At 43.2% G+C, this 23,423-nt stretch carries 16 protein-coding genes; 7 read left to right on the top strand and 9 right to left on the bottom strand.

Annotation, left to right across the window (positions count from 1 at the left end; all coding sequences use genetic code 11):
- Nucleotides 1-139: 139 nt before the first annotated feature.
- Together IQ274_RS17660 and IQ274_RS17655 are read left to right on the top strand one after the other, a co-directional pair.
- Nucleotides 140-1,852 (top strand): diflavin flavoprotein, encoded by a 1,713-nt coding sequence (locus IQ274_RS17660; protein WP_114084491.1) that lies wholly within the window; start codon nt 140-142, stop codon nt 1,850-1,852.
- 154 nt (nt 1,853-2,006) lie between these two features.
- A complete protein-coding gene (locus IQ274_RS17655; protein ID WP_163935599.1) occupies nt 2,007-2,252 on the top strand; it encodes a hypothetical protein in 246 nt (81 codons plus the stop codon).
- Between the two features lie 197 nt (nt 2,253-2,449).
- On the opposite strand, the gene IQ274_RS17650 is transcribed toward IQ274_RS17655, so the two are convergent.
- From IQ274_RS17650 to IQ274_RS17640, 3 genes are all read right to left on the bottom strand, one after another.
- Entirely contained in the window at nt 2,450-2,776 is a 327-nt protein-coding gene (locus IQ274_RS17650; RefSeq protein ID WP_163935596.1) for an RNA recognition motif domain-containing protein, read from the bottom strand.
- A 204-nt stretch (nt 2,777-2,980) separates the two neighbouring features.
- On the bottom strand, nt 2,981-3,148 hold the full coding sequence (locus tag IQ274_RS17645) for a hypothetical protein (protein WP_163935593.1): 168 nt from the start codon (nt 3,146-3,148) through the stop codon (nt 2,981-2,983).
- A 148-nt stretch (nt 3,149-3,296) separates the two neighbouring features.
- Nucleotides 3,297-3,839: a phycobiliprotein lyase gene (locus tag IQ274_RS17640; RefSeq protein ID WP_163935712.1), complete on the bottom strand. Its 543-nt coding sequence runs from the start codon at nt 3,837-3,839 to the stop codon at nt 3,297-3,299.
- 583 nt (nt 3,840-4,422) lie between these two features.
- Between IQ274_RS17640 and IQ274_RS17635 the strand changes: the two genes are divergently transcribed.
- From IQ274_RS17635 to IQ274_RS17625, 3 genes are all read left to right on the top strand, one after another.
- Nucleotides 4,423-5,979, top strand: a complete 1,557-nt coding sequence (locus IQ274_RS17635) for an efflux RND transporter periplasmic adaptor subunit (RefSeq protein WP_194143001.1) — start codon at nt 4,423-4,425, stop codon at nt 5,977-5,979.
- A 68-nt stretch (nt 5,980-6,047) separates the two neighbouring features.
- The gene (locus IQ274_RS17630) at nt 6,048-9,329 is read left to right on the top strand and encodes an efflux RND transporter permease subunit (RefSeq protein ID WP_194143000.1); all 3,282 of its coding nucleotides are present in this window, start codon (nt 6,048-6,050) and stop codon (nt 9,327-9,329) included.
- Between the two features lie 354 nt (nt 9,330-9,683).
- A complete protein-coding gene (locus IQ274_RS17625) occupies nt 9,684-10,343 on the top strand; it encodes a hypothetical protein (RefSeq protein ID WP_163935721.1) in 660 nt (219 codons plus the stop codon).
- A gap of 142 nt (nt 10,344-10,485) precedes the next feature.
- Here the strand turns inward: IQ274_RS17625 and IQ274_RS17620 are convergent, their stop codons facing one another.
- The gene (locus IQ274_RS17620; protein ID WP_194142999.1) at nt 10,486-11,544 is read right to left on the bottom strand and encodes a glycosyltransferase family 4 protein; all 1,059 of its coding nucleotides are present in this window, start codon (nt 11,542-11,544) and stop codon (nt 10,486-10,488) included.
- Between the two features lie 606 nt (nt 11,545-12,150).
- On the opposite strand from IQ274_RS17620, the gene IQ274_RS17615 reads away from it, so the two are divergent.
- Complete coding sequence (locus IQ274_RS17615; protein WP_194142998.1) at nt 12,151-16,758, top strand: DUF4347 domain-containing protein; 4,608 nt, start codon at nt 12,151-12,153, stop codon at nt 16,756-16,758.
- A 561-nt stretch (nt 16,759-17,319) separates the two neighbouring features.
- Nucleotides 17,320-18,600, top strand: a complete 1,281-nt coding sequence (locus IQ274_RS17610; protein ID WP_194142997.1) for an aspartate aminotransferase family protein — start codon at nt 17,320-17,322, stop codon at nt 18,598-18,600.
- Nucleotides 18,601-18,729: 129 nt separating this feature from the next.
- Here the strand turns inward: IQ274_RS17610 and IQ274_RS17605 are convergent, their stop codons facing one another.
- From IQ274_RS17605 to IQ274_RS17585, 5 genes are all read right to left on the bottom strand, one after another.
- On the bottom strand, nt 18,730-19,338 hold the full coding sequence (locus IQ274_RS17605; RefSeq protein ID WP_163935733.1) for a DUF4129 domain-containing protein: 609 nt from the start codon (nt 19,336-19,338) through the stop codon (nt 18,730-18,732).
- 124 nt (nt 19,339-19,462) lie between these two features.
- Nucleotides 19,463-19,951, bottom strand: coding sequence for a DUF2243 domain-containing protein (locus IQ274_RS17600; protein WP_163939266.1), 489 nt, complete (start codon nt 19,949-19,951; stop codon nt 19,463-19,465).
- 137 nt (nt 19,952-20,088) lie between these two features.
- Nucleotides 20,089-20,481, bottom strand: a complete 393-nt coding sequence (locus IQ274_RS17595) for a pentapeptide repeat-containing protein (protein ID WP_163939268.1) — start codon at nt 20,479-20,481, stop codon at nt 20,089-20,091.
- Nucleotides 20,482-21,081: 600 nt separating this feature from the next.
- Entirely contained in the window at nt 21,082-21,519 is a 438-nt protein-coding gene (locus tag IQ274_RS17590) for an RrF2 family transcriptional regulator (protein ID WP_012411254.1), read from the bottom strand.
- A 479-nt stretch (nt 21,520-21,998) separates the two neighbouring features.
- Nucleotides 21,999-23,348 (bottom strand): ATP-binding protein, encoded by a 1,350-nt coding sequence (locus IQ274_RS17585; RefSeq protein WP_194142996.1) that lies wholly within the window; start codon nt 23,346-23,348, stop codon nt 21,999-22,001.
- Nucleotides 23,349-23,423 lie beyond the last annotated feature (75 nt).

Here is a 23,423-nt window from a genome sequence, read left to right as displayed (position 1 = left end):
CTGGGGACTAGGGATTGGGAATTAGGTATCAAGAATTAGATATTGAAGATTGAATATTAAGTATTGAGAATAACTTTCCCAGTCCCCAATCCTCAGTCCCCAATCCCCAATCCCCAATCACCTATTCCCCAATAAAGCCATGTCAAAAAATAAACCTCGTGATGTTCAAGTTTATCCAATAGCTACAGATACAAGAATACTGCGATCGCGCAGTTGGTCAAGGCTCAGATTTGAAATTGAATATGCCCTTGCCAAGGGTACAACTGCTAATTCTTATTTAATCGAAAGCGATAAAAATGCCATCATTGACCCTCCAGGGGAAACGTTTACAGAAATTTATTTAGAAGCCTTACAGCAGCGTTTCCATCTCGAAGATTTAGATTATGTAATTTTGGGACACGTCAACCCTAACCGGGCTGCAACTTTAAAAGCTTTGTTAGCAATTGCTCCACAAATCACTTTTGTTTGTTCTAATCCAGGGGCGATAAATTTACGTGCGGCACTGGAAAATCCAGATTTGCAAATTCTGGTTATGCGGGGCGAAGAAACTCTAGATTTGGGTAACGGGCATAATTTACAATTTATTCCCACCCCTAACCCTCGCTATGCAGATCAACTCTGCACCTACGATCCGCAAACAGAAATTCTCTACACAGATAAGTTATTTGGGGCGCACGTTTGTGGAGATCAGGTATTTGATGAAGGCTGGGAAGTATATAACGAAGATCGACGCTATTATTTTGATTGCCTCATGGCTCCCCACGCCCGTCAAGTAGAAACAGCGTTGGAAAAACTAGCCGATTTCCCCGTGAGAATGTATGCCAATGGACACGGGCCTTTGGTACGCTATGGCTTAATCGAACTGACCAAATCTTATCGAGAATGGAGTCAACAGCAAACTTCTGCTGACTTGACAGTGGCGTTAATTTATGCGTCAGCTTATGGAAATACAGCAACCTTAGCCCAAGCGATCGCTCGTGGGATTACAAAAGCTGGCGTTGCTGTAGAATCGATTAACTGCGAATTTACTGAACCAGAAGAAATCCGGGCGGCTGTAGAAAAAGCCGGTGGTTTCATTATGGGTTCTCCAACTCTCGGCGGTCATGCACCCACACCTGTGCAAACAGCTTTAGGAATTGTGCTATCCACCGCGACTAATAATAAACTTGCGGGTGTTTTTGGTTCCTTTGGCTGGAGTGGGGAAGCAGTTGATTTAATTGAGGGAAAATTAAAAGATGCTGGTTATCGGTTTGGTTTTGACACCATCCGCGTGAAATTTAAACCCGACGATGCCACCTTACAATTGTGTGAAGAAGCCGGAACCGACTTTGCCCAAGCACTGAAGAAAGCTAGAAAAGTGCGATCGCCAAGTCAACCTGCTACTACTGTAGAACAAGCAGTTGGTCGTATAGTTGGTTCTCTGTGCGTTTTGACTGCCAAAGAAGGCGATCGCTCCAGTGCCATGTTAGCCTCTTGGGTAGCTCAAGCTAGCTTTAATCCCCCTGGTTTAACTATAGCCGTCGCTAAAGAACGGGCAGTAGAAACACTGACTCATACAGGAAACAAATTTGTCCTCAATATTCTTAAAGAAGGGAATCATTTGGGGTTAATGAAGCATTTCCTCAAACCTTTTGGTCCAGGACAAGATAGATTTGCTGATGTCGCCGCCCAAGAAGCTGAAAACGGTTCTCCCATACTTGCAGATGCCTTGGCATATCTGGAATGTTCTGTACAAAACCGGATGGAATCTGGCGACCATTGGCTAGTTTATGCCACTGTCGAGAATGGCAAATTGTTAGATAATGATGGCATCACAGCCGTTCATCATCGCAAGTCGGCAACTCATTATTAATTGGGAATGGGGCATGGGGCATGGGGCATTAGTTATTAATTCTTCTCCCTCACCTCTACTTCATCGGTTCTGGTGGTAAACCAAGCTTGGCGCGAAATTCCTTGCTGTACTTACATTCACGTCTGCATAGCTACTCGAAAGGAACGTGAAGATTATGAACGAAACACCTTTTGAACAATCGCAAAATTCTGACGACGAGCTTCAGGCTGAGTATCGCTTCGATTATCAAAAAGCAAAGCCTAATCGCTTCACTGCCCGTAGTGGAACGCAACAATTAACAGTTGTGGTCTTAGATGAAGATGTGGCTCAGGTTTTCACTACACCAGAAGCGGTCAATAAAGTGTTAAGGGCGTTGATTGAGTCGATGCCAAAAACTGCAAATGGTGAGCCAGCCTCATGACCTCGTTGTTTTATTGGGCGATCGCAAGCCGTCTTATCAAAGGTATAATTAACTCCAGCAATAGGTTGGGTTGAAACAAGTGAAACCCAATCCTACGCAGGTTAAGGTTTTTATAGCTAACTGAACCGGAATAAAAAAGGCTCAAGCATTTCTGCCTGAGCCTTTTCTAGATTAAACTAAATGGTTTTCGCCTGAGTTTAGTAGCGACCACCGCCACCACCACGGTTGTAGCCACCGCCACCACCGCCACGATTACCACCACCAAAAGAACCACCTCTGTCTTCTCTGGGCTTGGCCTTATTCACTTTAAGGTCACGACCCATCCATTCAGCACCATCAAGGGATTCAATGGCTTTAGTTTCTTCGTCTTCTGAACTCATTTCCACGAAAGCAAAACCGCGTAAACGGCCTGTTTCACGGTCAGTAGGTAGCTGAACGCGCTTTACAGAACCATATTCTGCAAAAACAGTACTCAGCGCATCTTGTGTAACTTCATAGGAGAGGTTACCAACGTAAATTGACATTAAATGTCTCCAAAATCATAAGTTTGTAGAGATTTAGATTTCGGAGAGAAGTCTGTAATACCAAAAGGGAAAAGCCTGTCAATACTAAAATCAAACACTGTCGCCGAATTAATTCTCATTTCACCTCCCATTTTTACATAGCGACTAACTTTCTGGGGGAAAGTTTGAAAAACTGTTATAAAAAGTTATATTGCAAGTTGATAGCTAGGTGCTAGGTAGTTCCAAAACGGGTGAGACTATAGCCAGCCGCACCCGATAAAAAAAGGGGGAAAGGGGAAAGGGGAAAGGGATGAACAGGTCGCGCCACTTGCGGGCGAGGTTTTTACCTAATTCCCCTTTTCTTTCAAGGGTAGGTATTTTGTATTTGGTCATTTTTTGCCTATTTCAGCCGATGCTTAAATCCTGAAACGACCAAACCACGTTAAACAATTGAGAATTTTCTCAACTATTTTTGAGATTCTAAAAAACTTACCCTTTCCCCCTTCCCCTTTCCCCCTTCCCCCTTCCCCTTCTTGATAAACTAACTCTCTATTCTATTTTCTAAATATTGACCAATCATCAACTGTTCACCAGCACGAGAGATAATAGTCTGTCTGGTGCGGTATTTACTGCCAATTAGCTTTAACTCTTCTTCAAACACTGAACCGTTGTATTCAGTTCGCAAACACAGTATTTTTGGGTTGGAGAAATAATACTGGGCAGTGACTGGTTTAGATATAGCAAAACCGCGATCGCGATACAAGGTATTTCCCATCACTCCAAATATTGTTGAACCTTGCGATTCTTTCTTGGTCTTTAGCACATCCGTACTTTCCCAGACAACTGCTGCACCACAGATTAAACTCTTTGTATCAGCCAAATCGTGCATCTGAGCTAGGTTTTGTAATTCATCACAGCCCTGCTCTAAAAAATTGATCGTAACGATACTCTCAATCTCCTTAGTTTCTCCCTTCGGTAGGGTGTAGTAGCGTCGTTGCGATCGCCATTTACCTGCTGATTCCTGGAAAAATTCGGAAATCTGGGATTCATCAGTGGTTGGTGCAGTTTTAAACTGAGATGTCACGCCTTACCTTCCTCACCTAATACAAATATATTTCTGGTAAAAAAGTTCATTCTTACCTGTTGTTGCTGTAGTATTTGTCGCCCTATTTCTTGCCATATTACGCAAGGGGGTAAGAAGAAATAGTGTTTTCCATTACATTATAGGCAAGATTAAGCAATAAATCTTTAATATTCTTAATAAAATACTAAATACTGTAATTCCAGCTAGTTATAGTAGAATAAATTGATTAGGTAAAAACAAGGGTAATTATTGTAATACTGCCCAAATTATGATATTCAGCAAAAAAGCTTCATATCTTAGGAAAAAGCCAGGTTTCTCCTCTGGGTAGATTCCAGAAAAATGACAAATATTTATACTAAAGTTTATAATTTGTTAACTGCAAGAAGATTATCTACCTCTGCGTAAGAAGTAGAACGGTGAGAAGTTTTGGACTTTTGTGGGAAAACAGTAGTTTTTGAATCAAAAATTACTGTCATACAGCTTATTCTTCATTCTCGCCGTTTTTTGTTAATGATATCTCTCAAAATTACTTGGTAAAACACGGCTGTTTAACCCCAAAAGCTCCCCAATAGGAGAAAAACAGATGATTTTGGAAAAAAATGAGCCGCACAAACAGGTGAAAATGAAAGATCCCGTAGTCGCGAACCAACTAATAATTATCCAGTTAGATTCAGTTGTGAAAACTGAGGTGGCGACCGCAGATTTCAAAAGTAGACTTCTTGCAAAAAGTACTTGTGCAACAGGTGGCAAAGCTAAAGGCGAAAATTCCTTTTTTTCCTCCACTTATGTAAGAAGTTTATTAATTTCCTGTTTTGTAGCTATAGGATTGATGACGGCGAGTTGCGGTTCGTCGCCCAAAGAATCAGCAGATGCACAATCTCAGAGTCCTGGTGATAAAGAACGTAGTCGGGTAACACCTGTAGACGTGGCGATCGCTAGAACTGACTTGCTGCAAAAATCACCAGAATATACAGGTAATACAACACCCTTCCGCATCGTATCACTGCGATCGCAGGTAGAAGGTCGCTTGTTAGCCTTGAACCTTGATGTGGGCGATAGAGTAAAGCTTGGGCAAAACGTCGGGCAGTTAGATGATGCCATACTTTCGACTGAATTAAAGCAAGCAGAAGCAGAACTAGCAGCCCTGAAATCAGAAGTAGCCAGGACAAACAATCAGGTAAGCAATGCCCGTGCTGATGTTGAAAGGGCGCGGCTAGAAGTGGTACAAGCTCAGGCTGATTCCGAACGGCAACAGAGGTTATTTAAAGCCGGAGCGATCGCTGAACAAACTGCCCAACAAGCACGTACCCAGGCCAAAACAGCAGCTCAGGCACTGCGCGCAGCTCAAGAGCAAGTCCGTACAGAACAGCAAACCGTTGCCGCTGCTCAAGGTAGAGTATTGGCCCAGCAGGCATTGGTTGCCCAAACTAAAGAACGCAGGTCTTACGCTCGGCTGACATCTCCCATCACTGGCATAGTTACAGAAAAGGTGACAGAACCAGGCAATCTTCTGCAAGCAGGTAATGAAGTCGTAAAAATTGGCGATTTTAACCGTGTCAAAGTCGTTGTGCAAGTTTCTGAATTAGAACTGGCACAAATTCAGGTTGGACAGTCTGTACAAGTGCGCTTAGATGCCTTTCCCAAGGAAGCATTAATTGGGAGAGTTACACGGATTTCTCCAGCTGCCGATGCTACTGCTCGCTTAATACCTGTAGAGGTAGTGATTCCCAACGCTCAAGGCAAGATTGGCAGTGGGCTGCTGGCACGAGTCAACTTTGAAAACCAGACTCAACAGCGTGTAGTCGTACCGCAAACAGCTATTCAGAAACAAGTAGGGAGCAACAACTCCAAGAGTACAGGGGAGATGCAAACAAATGTACGGCAGGACTCTTCCCCACCTAACACATCTGTTATGGCAGAGGCAAAATCACAAGATCGAAGTGGGACAATATTGGTCGTCAAAGACACAGAAGGCAAAACGAAGGTAACAACACGAGCCGTAATGTTTGGAAAAAAGTCTGATGGGAGAGTGGAAATTTTATCCGGTTTGCAAGCTGGAGAGCGCTATGTTGTTCGTAGTGGTAAGCCGTTAAAAGAAGGTGACACTGTAAGTCTTTCAATTCTTTCAGAAAAGCAATAGTAGGGTGAGCAATAGCCACCATACGAGCAAAAAAAGCACTCAGTAACCAGACCTTATCACTTAGTATCATGCAACAGGCAAATAATAATGGCAATGGCGGATTTAGCCTTAGTGCGATCGCTATCCGCCAACACATTGGCACACTCATGCTCACTGTGGCAGTAATTGTCATTGGGGTATTTTTTCTCACAACGATCCAAGTCGATCTTCTACCATCAATTACCTATCCCCGAATAGGGGTTCGGTTAGAAGCCCCTGGTATTTCACCAGAAGTAGCAGTAGATGAAATCACCAGACCTTTAGAAGAAGCTTTAGCAGCAACCGAGAATGTAGTGCAAGTTTTTTCCCGCACTCGTGAGGGACAGGTAAGTCTCGATTTATACTTTCAACCAGGGGGCAATATAGACCAAGCCCTAAACGATGCTACTGCTGCTTTTAACCGAGGTCGGGGGCAACTGCCAGATACGATAGAGGAGCCGCGCTTATTTAAAGTCGATCCCTCTCAACTGCCAGTTTATGAATTGGCACTGACATCTGCTTCTTTACAAGGTAAAGATTTACGCGTATTTGCTGATGAGGAGTTAACGCGTGAACTCAGTGTCGTGCCAGGAGTAGCCTCAGTTGATGTATCTGGTGGTGCAGAGGAAGAAGTACGAGTGCTTGTTGACTTAAACCGATTGCAAGCTTTGGGTGTCGGGTTAAATGATGTTTTAGATGAATTAACAGCCCGTAACCAAGATACTTCTGGTGGTCGGATTCTGGGGCAAAATTCCGAGCCATTGACTCGGACTGTAGGGCGCTTCCAAAATGCCAAGGAAATTGAAAACCTTTCTTTGGAAGTTTCTTCTCCTGCTTCCTCTACTTCCTCTACCTCCTCTACCTCCCCTGCACCTTCCCGCCGCGTTTATTTGCGAGACTTTGCAGAGGTAATTGATGATACAGAAGACCAGCGAGTATTTGTTTACCTGAATCGTCAGCCTGCGGTGAAATTTTCAATCCAAAAGCAGCCTGAAGCTAACACAATCACAGTAGTAGATGCTGTTAAACGGCGAATTGAACAATTACGGCAATCGGGTTTAATTCCAGCAGACATGACTTTGAGTCCTACCACAGATGAATCTGTCTTTATCCGCAATTCTTTAAATGATGTCATCTTTTCGGGGATTTCTGGGGCATTGTTAGCAGCAGCAGCAGTGTTGTTATTTTTGGGATCGTTCAGGCAAACATTTATTATCAGTTTGACGATTCCTCTGTGTACTCTGGCAGCGATCGCTTTAATGAGAATATTTGGTTTAACCTTGAATGTTTTTAGTTTGGCAGGTCTGACATTAGGAGTCGGTCAAGCAATTGATACATCGGTTGTGATTTTGGAGAACATTTCCGAAAAAACAGGGATGACTCCCAATCAAAAAGAGATGGAGGCAGAGGGGCAGAGGAGAAATTCAAGATTTTTTATTGACAGTGCGATCGCAGCTTCCCAAGAAGTAGAATCTGCTTTAGTTGCTGCTACAGGTGCTAACTTAGTTTCTGTAGTGCCATTCCTCTTAATTGGTGGCTTTATTGCACTGCTATTTAATGAACTGATTCTGACAATTAGCTTCGCAGTCGCAGCTTCCCTTGTCGTCGCCATTACAGTAGTGCCGATGCTGTCTTCTCGACTCTTGGGAATTCGCTGGTCTAGTCGAATCAGTGAATTTTGGCTGCTTAGACAGTTTAATCACCGATTTGAAGATGCTACGCGGGGATATAGTAACTTCTTAACCAAGGTTTTACGCTATCGTCTCCTTGTAGTAACTGCTGCTTTGGTAATTTTAGGCGGCAGTAGCTTCTTTATGTTTGGTCAAATTCCCCAAGAAATTTTACCCCGCATCAGTACTGGTCAAGCTAACTTGAGAGCGCAGTTTCCTCCTGGTACACCTTTAGCAACTTCTGAGAAAGTTATGCAAATTGTCGATGACATTTTGCTCAAACAACCAGAAACCGAGTCTGCTTTCACAACTGTGGGTGGTTCTTTGTTTGGTAGCAATACTACAGAGAATCCTTTACGTGCCAGTAGCACCATCAATTTAAAACCAGGCACAGATGTCGAAGCCTTCGTCAAAAAAGTAACTCAGGAATTTAACAAACTCAATTTAGCAGGAATTCTGCTGCGCCTCAATCCTGGTCAGGTGCGGGGTTTAATCTTGAGTAATTCCCCAGTGCAAGGGTCAGAAGTTGACGTGATTCTGCAAGGTGAGAATGAAGAAAACTTAACGCAAGCAGGCGCTCAAGTACTGCAAGCATTACAGGAAAGAGCAAAATTAGCAACATTCCGACCAGATGCCGACCCCCGACAACCGGAAATCCAAATTCGCCCTGACTGGGAAAGGGTTTCGGCTTTAGGATTGAGCGCTCAACAAATTGGTGCAACAGTTCAAACAGCAATTGAAGGTTCAGTTCCCACGCAAATTCAACGTGGTAATCGTTTAGTTGATGTGCGGGTACAGCTAAATAAAGAAGCCATTCAGCGTCCTTCCCAACTAGAGCAATTACCACTATTTACAGAAAACAATCAGCTAATCCGCCTTTCAGATGTTGCGAATATTCAAGAAGGTCAAGCGCCTGGTGAGGTGCAACGGATTAATCAGCGCCAAGCTTTTATTGTGGCAGGCAATCTCAGCGAGGGAGCTAGTCTTGGTGAAGCGATCGCAGAAGTCAATGAGGTACTCAAGGATGTAGACTTACCTGATGGCGTTTCAATTGTGCCTAGTTCTGCCCAAGAAACTAATCAACAACTTCAAGATGCTTTAAAAACTTTGGGGGCGTTGGCGACGTTCTTAATCTTTGTAGTCATGGCGGTACAATACAATTCGCTGATTGACCCATTGGTAATTATGTTCACCGTACCACTGGCATTAGCTGGGGGAATTTTTGGACTTTACATTACCCAAACTGCAATTGGCGCAACTGTAATTGTTGGTGTCGTCCTGCTGGTGGGAATTGTGGTGAACGCAGGGATTCTCATGGTAGAACTGGCGAACCAAATTCGGGATGAAGTTGGTTGTACTCGCCAAATTGCGATCATGAAAGCTGCTCCTCAACGCTTGCGCCCAATTATCATGACCACAGTCACAACTATATTGGGACTGTTCCCTTTAGCATTAGGCATTGGTGAAGGTTCTGAGTTTTTGCAACCTTTAGGGATTGTAGTTTTCTTTGGGATGTCGATCGCAACGATGCTGACATTATTTATCATCCCCTGTTTTTATATCCTACTGCACGATTTGCTTGGTGGAAATTGGGCAAAGCCAGTGTTAATCCGGTTACGTGGATTTACGAAAAAACTCATTTCCATTACGGATAGGGATTAAATTTTTTAACACCCTAGACAGTGAAATTTAAATTAACGCGATCTACCAGCAAGTTTTTTCGTTGGCAGATCGCGTTAACGCGTTTTTTACACACATATACCGTTTAATTTGTCAACCAATAACTTCTAATTTAGATTTTTGATAAAGATTGCGTGAAATTACTAGTTATTGTGATAAAGCATTACAAGAATTGCTTTATAAATCAACATACGAGTATATGTAAACTCACTGAGCAGACACACATTAACCGCTATTTATCTAGCAAATAGATAGCAGTTCAAAAGTGAGGTTTTGCTGTTTGATTTAACTCACGCAATATAGCATTCTCTCAATCAATATGAAGAGGACAGAAATATGACTACAACCGTAACCAAATTAGCCTTGTCTCTTCTAGGAGCAGCAGGAATTAGTTTTTTGTGTTTGACACCAGCGAGAGCCGTTATCTTGGTAGAACCCATTGTAACGAGTGTGAATGAAGATATATTCAACACGAAGAAGCCAAGAATCCTTACAGATTTTCAACCAGGGCAAGTAATAGAATATGGTGTTCCAGATGTAGCTAATAACTTTCTAAATAACACCGGATACGATATCGAAAGCTTAGTCTTTGATTTAAAAACGCTGTCCTATACTAATCCCGATTCGACTCCACCATTTGATAATGAGCCTGTGGAGTGGGGAGATGTAAATGGAGATGGAAAGATCGGTTTGTCTAATAACCCCGATCTAAAGGATATTTTTACAGACATTACCATCAGTGGCAGTACTATCACTTTTAGGGGTGGCGTAATCCGAAACGGAAGCCTGTTTTACAATCCCTTTGCTACACTACCAAATCTAGCCCCAGGTGCTGGAATCATTCCACCAATACCAGCAGAGCAAACAGATAAAGATGGGCCTATTAGAGTCGCATCTTATTACACTGCCATTCCTGAATCAACTAACGTTTTGGGTTTACTGGCCCTTGGTGCTTTAGGTGTAGCTTTAAAATTAAAGCGATCGCTACACTATTAACGCTTTCTATCATCCTTTGTGACTGGGAACTGGGTATGAGGGGAGTAGGGGAGGTAGGGGAGCAGAGGAAGAAGAACTATTAATTAGTGTCTAATATTCAATTCCCAATTCCCAATTCCCAATTCCCCATTCCCCATTCCCTTTAATCTGTAATTAACTCACGATACACTGCTAATGTTTCCTGATGAACGCGGGCAACACTTAACCACTGTAGGTTTTGATTTGCCCGATTTTTCCACTCATGCAGCATATCGGCATTACTCAGTAATTGCACTAAAACCCCAGCTAAAGCATTACTATCTTTTGCTGGCACTAAAAGACCTGCTTGTCCATTATCCAAAGCTTCAGGAATCCCATCTACTTGAGTACCAACGATCGCAGTCCCAGCTTCCCTAGCTTCCGAAAGTACTAGAGGGCAAGGATCGCGATGAGAAGCTAACACAAATATGTCACAAGATATCAGGTAGCATTGAGGTTGCGGCTGGAAGCCTTCAAAATGAATCCGTTCTTTTACAGAAGTTGCTTGTGCTTGTGCCTCAAATAGCTGTTTATCAGGGCCATTTCCTACCAAATAAAGATGCGCTTGGGGAAAATCTGGGGCAATTTGTTCAAAAGCAGCGATTAACTCAGCGATACCTTTGCGTTGATACATACCGGCTACAGTAGCGATCGCTGGACGTTGTAACTCTAAAGGTTGATAATCTTGTATTTGCCGGGTGCGGGGGCTGCCCAAAGTTCCGTTGCATACTACCCGTAACTTGTTTTCTGGGATACCACGTTTTGCCATAGAATCTCGCACCGCCTTGCTGACAGCAATTACTCTGTCAGCTAAACCCATCAGCAGACTGGAACGCTGAAATTCATTGTGGACTGTGGAAACTAAAGTATATTTATTTCCTTGAAAAATACGTGCTAAGATTACCCCCGTCATCATGTGAGCATGAACAATATCTGGCTGAAATTCTGCTGCGATCGCCCGGTAACGTACAGCCGCTTTGACAATACTGATCGATTTTCTAGTTTGGTCTAGTTGGTAGTGTTTGACACCACAGATATTTAGTAATTTCTCATATTCACCACCAGCAGAAATAACCGCTACCTCATAACCAGATTTTGCCTGTAAGCAAGCCAGATCAACTGCCACATTCACAATACCGTTACCTATTTCTTGAACGTGGTTCAAAATATGTATAATTCGCATAATCTTTGAGATATGTATAAAATTAAGACAAGTAACTGGGAGTAAATCAATATAATCATTGATGTCTTCAGCAACGACTCAAGAGTAATTAGTAGTGCATAAAATTGACCACTTGCTACTGAATAAGAACGCTTCTAACGAGTTACTTAGCTTAAAGACTTATTCAGTAACGGCTCGATGAATCTGGGTAAAACTCCAAAATTCTCAAGACTGAATCTGCTATTTCATTCCCTATAGTCTTATTTTCGATTCCGCCGATAGCGACGACAGCCATACATACTATGTTTCGAAGGGACTCAGCAAGGATAGTAAGCTGTCCCACATTGAACTTGAACTTCCATCATTAGGGCGCTGACGTTGCCCACACGACAAGAGTTATGTTTAGTTTTGTTTAGATGTTTTCTAGCTTAGTGACTTTAGCAATTTAGTAAAACTATATACTTGCATTGCTTTACAAAAGCAGCAACTTGCGTGACGATAAGAAAGAAATTAATAGTAAAAATAATTCCCTATTACTGTTATTAATTGTGTAAAAACTCGTAATGACAAGGCTTCAGTCAGTTTGAGTTGACCTCATAACCTTAAACCTTAGCTTGAAGTAAAAAAATGGCAACGCTACGTACTCCATACTTCCAAGTAAATTCCTTAATTCCCATACATTACACACGCAGCTTGGTCTTTATCGACATGGCTGTGAAAGACTATCAGAGTTTGGTCAAAGGTGTTATTTCCAACACTGATGTGTTCGTAATCGATCCAACACAGAACGGTGTTGAGCAAATTACGGAGGTTTTGGCAACTCGTGCTAACCAGAATCTCAGCAGCATTCATATTATTTGCCACGGTGTTCCTGGTAGCTTGCAACTGGGTAACACCCGCTTGGGGCTTGATACCCTTGATGAATATACTCAGCAATTACAACAGTGGCAGAAGATATTTACCGCCTCATCAAAAACCGCTGGGTTATCGGTTGAATCTGCTACAGAATCTCCAGCTAAATTACTCATCTATGGTTGTAACGTAGCTGACGGTGATGCAGGGGCAGAATTTATTGCCAAACTGCACCAACTTACAGGAGCCAATATTGCCGCTTCCCGTCAGCTTACAGGCAATGCAGCACTAGGCGGTAATTGGGATTTGGAAGTCCGCACCGGTGATATGGAAGTAACTTTAGCGTTTACAGAAACGGCGCGGGAAGCTTACGCAGGAGTCCTGGCAACCTTTACGGTAGATAGTACCGGGGATGCAGATGATGGGAATCCGAATAATCATGTCACTACTTTACGGGAGGCTATTAACTTAGCTAATGCTACTGCTGGGGATGATACGATCGCCTTTGGGAAAATTTTTACTGATGCTACCCCAGATGTAATAACCCTCACCTCTGGAAAACTAACCATTACCCATGATGTTACTATCCTGGGAACTGGCGCATCCAAACTTACTGTGAGTGGGAATAATACTTCTAGAGTATTCGAGATATCGGGAACAGCGACAGGTGTTAGTATTGATGGTTTGGCGATCGCTAGCGGCGGTATTCAAGTCAATTCAAATTCCATCCTCAGCCTGACAAGAAGCAGTGTTTCTGGCAATACAGAGGAAAGCGGCATCTCTAATAACGGCATCCTCAGCCTTAAAGGAAGCAGTATCTTTGGTAATACCAAAGGCGGAATCTATAACGGTGGCATCCTCAGCCTTAGAGGAAGTCGTGTCTTTAGCAATACGGGTGACTTCGGTGGTGGCATCTATAATGACGGTTCCACTGCAAACACTGGTAATCTTAGCCTAACGGCAAGTACTGTCTCTGGCAATACAGCAAACTATGGTGGCGGTATATACAACAAAGGCGGTACTCTCAACCTCATAGCAAGTACTGTCTCTGGTAATAAGGCAAACTATAACGGTGGTGGTGTCGTTAACGCAAATGATGGTAGTTATTTTGGTGGTTCAGCTACTCTAACTAACAGCACCATCTCAGGCAATACAGCCAATGACGAAGGCGGTGGTATATTTAATGGCGGCAGCTACACAAATACTGACAATCTCACTCTGATCAACACCACAATTACTAACAACACAGCCGACTCAGATAGCAATGGTGTTGGTAATGGTGGGGGTGTTGCCAGCTATGGTAGTCCCATGAAAGTTAGTAACACCATCATTGCAGACAACTTTGATAAGTCCCCTGCCGGTGATATACAACCTGACGTGTCCGGTAGCGTCACTGACTTTGGCAATAACTTGATTGGCGATGCTACTGGTAGTATTGGCTTTACCACCAGCACTCTCATTGGCACAACCGCCACCCCCATTGACCCAAAACTCGGTTCGCTGCAAAATAACGGTGGTGCAACTTTTACTCACGCCTTACTTGCAGATAGCCCCGCTCTTAATGCTGGCAATAATTCCCTAGTTCCTCCTGGTGTAACTACCGATCAAAGAAGCGCTGGATTCGACAGGATATCCGGCGTTGCAGTTGATATTGGTGCTTATGAAGTCCAGCCTAGTATAATTACGCCACCTGATAATCCCAATCCCCTCGTCCCTACCATCAGCATCATCGCAACTGATAACATTGCCGATGAAAACAGTGGGAATATTGGTAGTTACCGCGTTAGCCGCAGTAACAGCAGTGGGGCATTAACAGTCAACTTCTCTGTTAATGGCAATGCGAGTATTGCAGACTACAACCTAAGTGTGGGTGGCAAACCTGTCAACGGCAACAGTATCGTGATTGCTAATGGGCAAAGCTATGTAGATATCACCCTGAAACCTGTCAACGATATTCAGGCAGAAGCGGCGGAAAATCTGACTCTCAGCTTGGCAGCAGATTCGACTTACCAAATCGATAATGTGAATTATACCGCCACAGTAGCGATCGCAGCCAATGATTTAGTCGTCACTAATACCAACGATTCTGGAGATGGATCGTTGCGGCAAGCTATCCTCAATGCTAATGCTACTGCTGGGGCAGATATTATTACCTTTGCAGGAGTTTTTAGTGATGCCACTCCAGATATCATCACCCTCACCACCGATAAACTAACAATTACCGATGATATTACCCTTTTGGGGACTGGGGCAGTAAACCTTACCGTGAGTGGAAATAATGCCTCTGGCGTGTTTGAAATATCAGGAACAGGGACAGATGCCAACATTGATGGCTTGAAGATTGCTAATGCTAACGATGCGTTTGGCAGTATTTTGGTTAATAACAATACTAGCCTCAACTTGACAGGAAGCATCGTCTCTGGCAACAAGGGAACAGTAGGCGGCATCTTTAACAAAGGTAATCTCAGCCTCACTAACAGCACTGTCTCTAATAACAGTGGTTCATCCTTCGGCGGAGGCATATTTAACAAAGGCAACCTCAGCATTACTAAAAGCATTGTCTCTGGTAATAGTGCATCTATCAGTTACTCCTCAGCCTTCGGTGGTGGCATATTCAACATAGGTACTCTCAGCATAATAGGAAGCACTATCTCTGGTAATGGGGCTTTTGCCAGTGGTCTTAATCGCGGTGGGCCTGACCCTTACCCGTCCTACGGTGGCGGCATCTTTAACTCTGGCAGTGTCAGCTTGAGTAATACTACTATCTCTGGTAATTCAGCACTCTCTGGAGGTGGCATATCTAACTCAGGTATCTTGAACATCACCAGCAGTACTGTCTCTGGCAATAAGGCAAGTGGAGGGAACGGCGGCGGCATCTCTAGCTCAGGCATCCTCAATCTGAACAGCACCACGATTACTAATAACACCGCAGAAGACCTTTACAACTGGGGGGGCGGCACTGGTGGAGGTGTTTCTGGTGGCGGGACTATCAACGTTGGGAACACCATCATTGCAGGCAACTTCAACAACAGGAATCTTTATGGCGGTGATATCAACCCCGACGTTTCCGGCGACTTCATAGATGATGGTAATAACCTGATTGGGGATAACACTGGTAGCACTGGTTTTACTAGCAGTAGCAGTATCGTTGGCAACAGCACCAACCCAATCGATCCCAAATTTAGCCCATTGCAAAATAACGGTGGTACAACCCTTACCCATGCCTTATTTGAAGATAGTCCCGCCATTAACGCTGGTAACAATGCCCTGATTCCGGCAGGTATTATAACAGACCAGCGCGGCATGGGATTTGACAGAATATCTGAGGGTAAAGTTGATATTGGTGCATTAGAGTTCAACGGTTTGATCGGAACTAGTGGCGCTGATAATCTAGTGGGAAACAACTACGCTGACATAATTTATGCTAAAGCTGGGAACGACATTATTGCAGGTAATCAAGGCAACGATATTTTAACTGGTGGCGGTGGCAAGGATAAATTTGTTTACAACTTAGGTGACGGTGTTGATACCATTACCGATTTTGGTGGATTAGGTAAAGGCTCAAATCCATCAGCAGCAATCATTGGCGAATTGGATACCCTGAAATTTCAAGGGGCTGGATTGACTGCCCGAAATTTACTACTTACCCAGAATGGTAATAATCTGGAAGTTACTTTTGAAGGGGTGGCTGATGACAAAATTATTCTGCAAAACTTTGCCTTAGAAAACCTAGACAACCTATCAACTCTGGGCAATATCCTGTGTGATGGGCAAACCAAAATTCGTGACAGCTTTGATGTCTTTAATGCCAACTCTACCCAAAGCACCATCTTCAACAAAAATACAGTCACCTTTTTTAATGACCTAAACAACAATGTCAATGGCTTTGACAACTCAGCTGATTTTATTAATGGTCAAGGGGGAAATGACCGCATTGATGGCAAGAGTGGCAACGACCTACTACGGGGTGGTGAAGGTAACGACACCCTGCTTGGCAGTCTAGGTAATGATAGCCTTCTCGGTGGTGCTGGAAATGATAGCCTTCTTGGTGGTGCTGGCAATGATATTCTTATTGGTGGTTCAGGTAGCGATAACTTGACTGGCGGGAGCGGTTATGACCAGTTCATCTATCAAACCTTGAGCGATTCCGATGATACAATCACTGACTTTGATCCGAGCCAGGATAAGTTAGTCTTTACTGACCTGTTTAAGAGTCGGGGCTACAGTAGTAGCAACCCCATCTTAGATGGCAATCTACAATTTGTGCAATCGGGTACTTCTACACTAGTTCAAGTCCTTGGTTATTATTCTTTTTACACCTTCGCAACTTTAGATAATTTCACCGCGACAAATCTAGTAGTTGGTGGTAATGTTTTTGTCTAGCACTCAGATTTAGCATAGTATGGCGGGAATACACTTTTAGCGGACACCATAACTAGAGACTCCGGTAAAAACATATACCGTCGTAGTAGCGTGGCAAGACTAAAATAGTGCATTAGACGTAAGCTGTTAAGCATTTAATTTGCACATTGAGATCGCAGGGGGGCATGGAGCAAGGGAGAGGGTTTGCAGCCGTGCTAGTAGGTTGGGTGGAGTGAAACGCAACCCAACATTACCACCTTATTTATGTTGGGTTATGCGATCGCTGCACCCAACCTTGTATCTTAGAAATATTTGACTAGTCAGGCTTGAACATCAGTGAGAAAAATCTCTAGACTTTACCCAAGACTTGCGATGCCTAGTTTGGGCTGCATCTATGCAAATTGGCTATCGCTCAGACTCTTGCACAAGTGTTAAAGTCCAAAGTTTTTTCACCACCGCCAAGGTTATATAAGCGTTAGTCTAAGAAGAAGTGCGAATTGTGCTAAATAAAAAGTATTTTTTAGGGATTTCTAGGAAACTAGTAAATAACTATATAATGAAAAACTTTCAGGAGGAGCGGTAGTGAGCCTACAAACTCTCGTTGAACAAGCCACCATCCCCCCAGATTCAGGGTCAGCATCTAGTCCCTTTGATGCAGATAGCTTCAATGAAGCTGTCATGTCTACCTACGGTCGGTTTCCTTTAGCTCTAGAACGGGGTGCTGGATGCCGGGTTTGGGATACACAGGGACGAGAATATCTGGACTTTGTAGCGGGAATTGCCACTTGCACTTTGGGACACGCCCACCCAGTTATGGTAGAAGCGGTAACACGCCAAATTCAGAAGCTGCACCATGTCTCTAATTTGTACTATATTCCTGAACAAGGTGAATTGGCAAAATGGCTTGTTGAACATTCTTGTGCCGATCGCGTATTTTTCTGCAACTCTGGAGCTGAAGCTAACGAAGCTGCAATTAAACTGGCGCGGAAATATGCCCACACAGTATTAGACATTGAAAAACCAATTATTTTAACCGCCAATGCCAGTTTCCACGGGCGGACTTTGGCCACCGTTACCGCTACAGGACAACCGAAATATCAAAAGTATTTTGATCCTTTGGTTCCTGGGTTCTACTACGTAAATTACAACGATATTAACGCTGTGGAAGTGGCGATTAGCGAGTTGGATGAAGGTGATTACCGGGTAGCGGCAATTCTGATTGAGCCATTGCAGGGAGAAGGCGGTGTGCGTCCGGGAGATGTTGCTTATTTCAAAAAGCTCCGGCAGATTTGCGATGAAACTGGCATTTTATTGATTTTTGACGAAGTGCAAGTTGGTATGGGGCGCAGTGGCAAATTATGGGCTTATGAACATCTTGGCGTTGAGCCGGATATCTTCACCAGTGCCAAAGGCTTAGGTGGCGGTATCCCCATCGGTGCAATGATGAGCAAGAAATTCTGCGATGTTTTTCAGCCAGGGGAACACGCCAGCACCTTTGGCGGCAATCCTTTTGTGTGTGGTGTAGCACTCAGTGTTTGCCAGACATTGGAACGGGAAAATATTTTGCAGAATGTGCAAGACAGGGGTGAACAGTTGCGATCTGGGTTGAGAGCGATCGCAGCGAAATATCCTCAGCAAATTGGCGAAGTTCGGGGTTGGGGTTTAATCAACGGTTTGGAGTTGCGAGCCGATATCCAATTAACCGCAGCAGATATCGTCAATGCTGCCATCAAAGAGGGTGTATTACTGGTACCAGCCGGGCCAAAAGTAGTCCGATTTGTGCCACCGCTAATTGTCACAGAGGCGGAAGTAAACACTGCCTTGCAAGCTGTAGACAAGGCGATCGCAACTCTCACAGCTTAGGTAATCATAAAGCGAGGATAAGTCTTTGTGCCTGTCTCTCGCTTTTCCTTACTTTATTTATTAATTTTCCTTAAAATTATTGTTTTTTTAGCTATCTATGCTTCTAGTATCCCTAACCCCACGTTCTCTTCATTCTGGGGAAATTTCCCGATAAGCTTGCCGACACTGCTCATAATTGTCTGGCAAAATCTCGGCATTCCCAAAACATAATTGCTCGTGAGTGGTAATTAAAGTTTCATAAGGCTGTATGGGAGTCACAGCCGATCGCAGCAATTGCAGATATTCTCCATCTGTACGGCTGAGTTTGTGGGGTGCGATCGCTTTTTGATGCAACTGCTGCAACATTGCTAAATAAACACAACGGCAAGCCTCACGGTAGTTACCTTGACGATAAAATTCTTGCGATCGCTCCAACAAAAGTGCTATGGATGCCTCACTAGAGCGAGTTTTTGCACGAAAATCAGTCAGGTTGCCACTTCTATTCAGCCAAGAATATACATAAGGGCTGAATTCCCGCCATAATTGCCAACCCACCCAAACTACAAATAAGCCAATTACCAGCCAAAACAGAAATTTCAGCAACTCACCTAACCAAGGGCTAATCGACCATTCATTAGGCAATTCTGGTAGAGTTTTCTCAAAGCGGTAAAACTGGTATTCCCACCATTCTCCCGCTTGTTGTTGAAATTGGGAAAGCTGCCAACTCCAGCTAGTTTTTTCAAAAGTATCTGTAGGCATAGAGGGGGAGTGGGGAGTGGGGAGGAGTGGAGTGGGGAGTGGGGAGTGGGGGAGGCAGGGGGAGAAGAACTATGATTATTAACCAATGCCCAATGCCCAATGCCCAATGCCCAATGCCCAATAACTAATGACTAATGACTCTTGATTCCTTTTTTATCATTATCCAGCCGATAACAACAAGTAGCGCACCGAATGCCAGAAATCCTAGATCCCAAGCTAACTCATTTGGGCCTGGTTTCACATGATGGACACCGAGAATTTGGTGGTCAATTAAACCTTCAACCAAGTCGAACAACCCACTACCAATCAGTATTGATCCAATAAAGGTCTGTGATGACCAAGGAACATCATCACGCCGTCCAGCACGCCATAGTAACACAAGTCCAGTGGCGGTGAATACCCAATCTAAGGTATGAAAGAACCCATCCCATACCATGTTCAAATCTATATTCGCTCTGTTTGTCAGAGGTCGAATGCTACTAAGCATGTGATGCCACTGGAGGATCTGATGCAGTAAAATTCCATCAATAAACCCCCCAAGACCCACACCAAGAAAAATCCCAGCAGTAATTAGTGGTGCGCGTCGGTTGATGGTTCCACTTTTTGCCTCCATTGTCAACCTCATAGATAGGCTTTTTCACCAAAATACAACTCTTTTAGCAAAAATATCTTCTATCTTGAGGCAAGTAGGATCGTTGAAGGAGGTAGGAGGGCAATATTCTTCTCTTTTGAACTGGTTATATTGTTAAATTAATCTTCAACTTTTATTTGCATACCAGCTTTCACTGGGTCGAAATCTTGGGGAAAATGGGTGCTGCGATCGTAGTCTGCTTTTTCCAGCTTTGCTCCTTTGAGATCGGCTTGGCGAAGATTCGCTGACATCAACAATGCTCCCCTAAGATCAGCATCCCTCAGATTAGCTTGTTCGAGATCGGCGAAACTCAGGTCGGTTCCCCTGAGATTAGCGCCACTTAGGTTAGCTTCACTCAAGTCAGCATAACTCAGGTCACATCCTTTCAAGTTAATGCCTTGCAAATCGGCATCATCCAGTTCTGCTTTACTAAAGTCCCGTTTTCCTGCTGCATAACTCTCCACAAGAGTAGCGGCAGTATTTATGGGCTGTTGAGAATTAACTTCAGGCATATAACAGCCTCACAGGTTGTCTGGTTATTAATATTAATAAGGATTACATCACAAAAAACGTCTAACTAGACAATTGAGATAGCAAATTTTTGAAAACTATCTTGCTTGAGGTATGGTTCAACTGACTAGTTACTCAAAATTTTCTTCTTTCGACTGTATTTTTTGTCAAAAATATTTTATATTATGTCCGTCTGATTATTTACTAAATCGACAAAAAGCCACCTTGCTAAAGCTATACTTTGTCTCTACTCCCCTTGCTCTGTATAGAAATAGCAGATTAGAGGCTCTGACTCTAGTGATACATTTAGCCAGAGCCTCAATGAATGCATTCCCATACGGTGTATGGAAAGGGAACGAGCAAAGCCTCATCAAGCTAGATTTTTATTACTTGTGTAGACACCGTAGGCTAAAGGGAAGGGTGAAATCACTGTGGGAATTGTAACTAATTACCCAGACTTGATATCATACTAAGAATTTTCTGCTTACTTACTTGAAATTACTGCATATCTACATGTAACATCCAGATGTGCTAAATATGGTTAAAGCTGAAATGACTATCAATTCAAGATAAAGGATGAAAATTTTCCCACTTCACCCTTTCTAAATGTAATACATGAGTTCCTTCTGCTTTCTTAGCGATCTTCGTTCACAAAGGTCTTGGAGTGTATATTTTTCCAAAACAGAATTAGCAGCCTGACGTGCTTCTTGCCAGACTTCCTGAATTAGTTCACCTTCTACCGTGTTGGGAGTCGGCTCAGAATCAGATACAACAATATCTGACCCTTCCATGCAGCTAAAAGCATCTAACACTGTAATCTTTCCAGGGTCTCGTGCCAAAACATAGCCACCTTTGGCTCCGCGTATACTCTTAATTAAACCTCCACGTCTTAATGTTGCCAGAAGTTGTTCCAAATAGCGGTTTGGTATGTCTTGTAAGACCGCTATTTCTCGAATTTGCAGCGCTTCACCCTTAGGGTAGCAGGTTGCTAACTCTAACAGGGCTAGAAGTGCGTATTCTGATTTGTTAGAGATTACCACAGGCGTAATATTTTAAACTGACACTTGAATATACAAAGTCCTTGAGTTCGTTTCCCTAAGCTATTGTTAAGAAAAACTTTACAATCAACTAATTGTTGACCGGCTAACTCCACTTTAAAGACCTTCCAGCATAGAAGCAATTACTTTTTATTTTGAATTCCATAAATAAAAGTGATTTATCATTGTACAGTCTTCCTTGGTTGAAAGTGAGCCAAAAGCTTAGTAAGTAAGTTGGCACAATAAAATCAAACTATGTAAAGAAAAATGAACTAGGCTAAAACCTTTCTGCCTGTAGCAAGATTATCTATTGGCTTATCCCAACGACAATTATTTACGCCCACTTACTTGTATCTAGCTTGAAACTCAATGTTGTCAGTGATTCTCGCAGCTTGTTTGCCTGAAATTGGGGGTCTACGCATCCATTGGAAGTTAAGAACATTCAATAGTAAACCAATAAAAAGAAACATTAGTGCAAGCGACTATACATACAAATTTCTCGAAAATGGCAGGATGACTGTAAAGGTAGTTCCTGCATCGATCGCACTTTCGACAATAATCTCGCCGCCATGTAAATCTACAGCCTGCTTGACTATGGACATCCCTAATCCCATTCCTGGGATATTGCCTGTATTACTGGCGCGATGGAAAGGTTCAAATATGTGTTCAATGTCAGCAGGAGGAATGCCAATACCAGAGTCTTGAGTCTGGAATATAGCTCGCTCGTTGGCAGTGGTTACAGAAAACTTAACTGTGCTACCAATGGGAGAGTATTTTAGACAATTCGAGAATAAATTACTCAAGATTTGTCGCAGTAGTTTTGCATCTAGGTTAGCTGAGGTGCATTGGCACTCACTGCTAAAAACGATCGCATGTTGGGAGCGATCGCTCTGTTCTAATTCTTCTAATAGATTGCGGCAAAATTCGACCAAATTTAGGGGTGTTGGATTAAACTCTAACTTGCCTGTTTCATCCTGATTCAGCACCAATAAATCATTCAACAACTGGGTTATATGCATAACAGATGTTTGAATGCGACGCAGGTGGATCTGTTGTCGCTCGTCGCTCCATAGATGGCGATAATGTTCTAGTAGTTCTGCCGAAGAGTGGATGGTAGCCAAAGGGTTGCGAAACTCATGAGAGGCGGTGGTGAGCAACCGGGATGTAAGTTCACTAAACTCTCTTTCTTTGGCAAGCGCTAGTCGCATCGCTTCTTCTGCCCATTGCAGCTTGGCTTGAGTGCGCTTGCTTTCGCTAATATCGCGCAATAGCCAACGCAGACCAACTAAGTTGCCTTGTTGATTACGGATAGCAGCCACCTTTATCGCAGCAATAATGGGTGTTTTGTTACGTGGCCGCAGATTTACTTCCCACTCTTGCATTTTCCAGTCTGGAGTTTCGGCGCGATCGCTCAGATGAGTCAGTTTCAAATGAAAAGCAATCAGTTCTTTCTCAAGCACAAAAATTCCTAAAGCTTTGCCCAACAGCAAATTCTTTGAGATGTTCAATGTATTCTGGGCGGCAGAGTTAGCTTCCTGAATTACTCCTCTTGGATCAGTTACCAAATAGGCATCTGGTACTTCCTCAAACAGTTCCTGGTAGCGTTGACCTTGTGCTATTAAGGACTGTTGAGCGTTAAATAATTCTTCATTCTGTTGCTGTAAGTCTTTATTAACTATTTGCATTTCTTCCAAAGCTAGGTAGAGTTCCTTGAATACATCTGTGATGACTTCAATATCTTCCTGTGCTTTTTGCTGTTCACTCTGGCGTTGCAAAAGGGCGATGCGCTTACGCATAAGCTCTATCTGTAAGGCTAAATCGTCCAAATTCACGCTCTTACTCCTAATTTGGATTCTAAAGTTGGGTTTTATTTTAGATTCCCTACTTGGACGATCTTAGCTTTTGCT

Origin of the sequence: Nostoc sp. LEGE 12447, assembly GCF_015206985.1 — a bacterium.
GTDB lineage: Bacteria > Cyanobacteriota > Cyanobacteriia > Cyanobacteriales > Nostocaceae > Nostoc.
The sequence above is the reverse complement of the archived record's forward strand: the minus strand, read 5'-3'. Positions and strand labels throughout refer to the sequence as shown.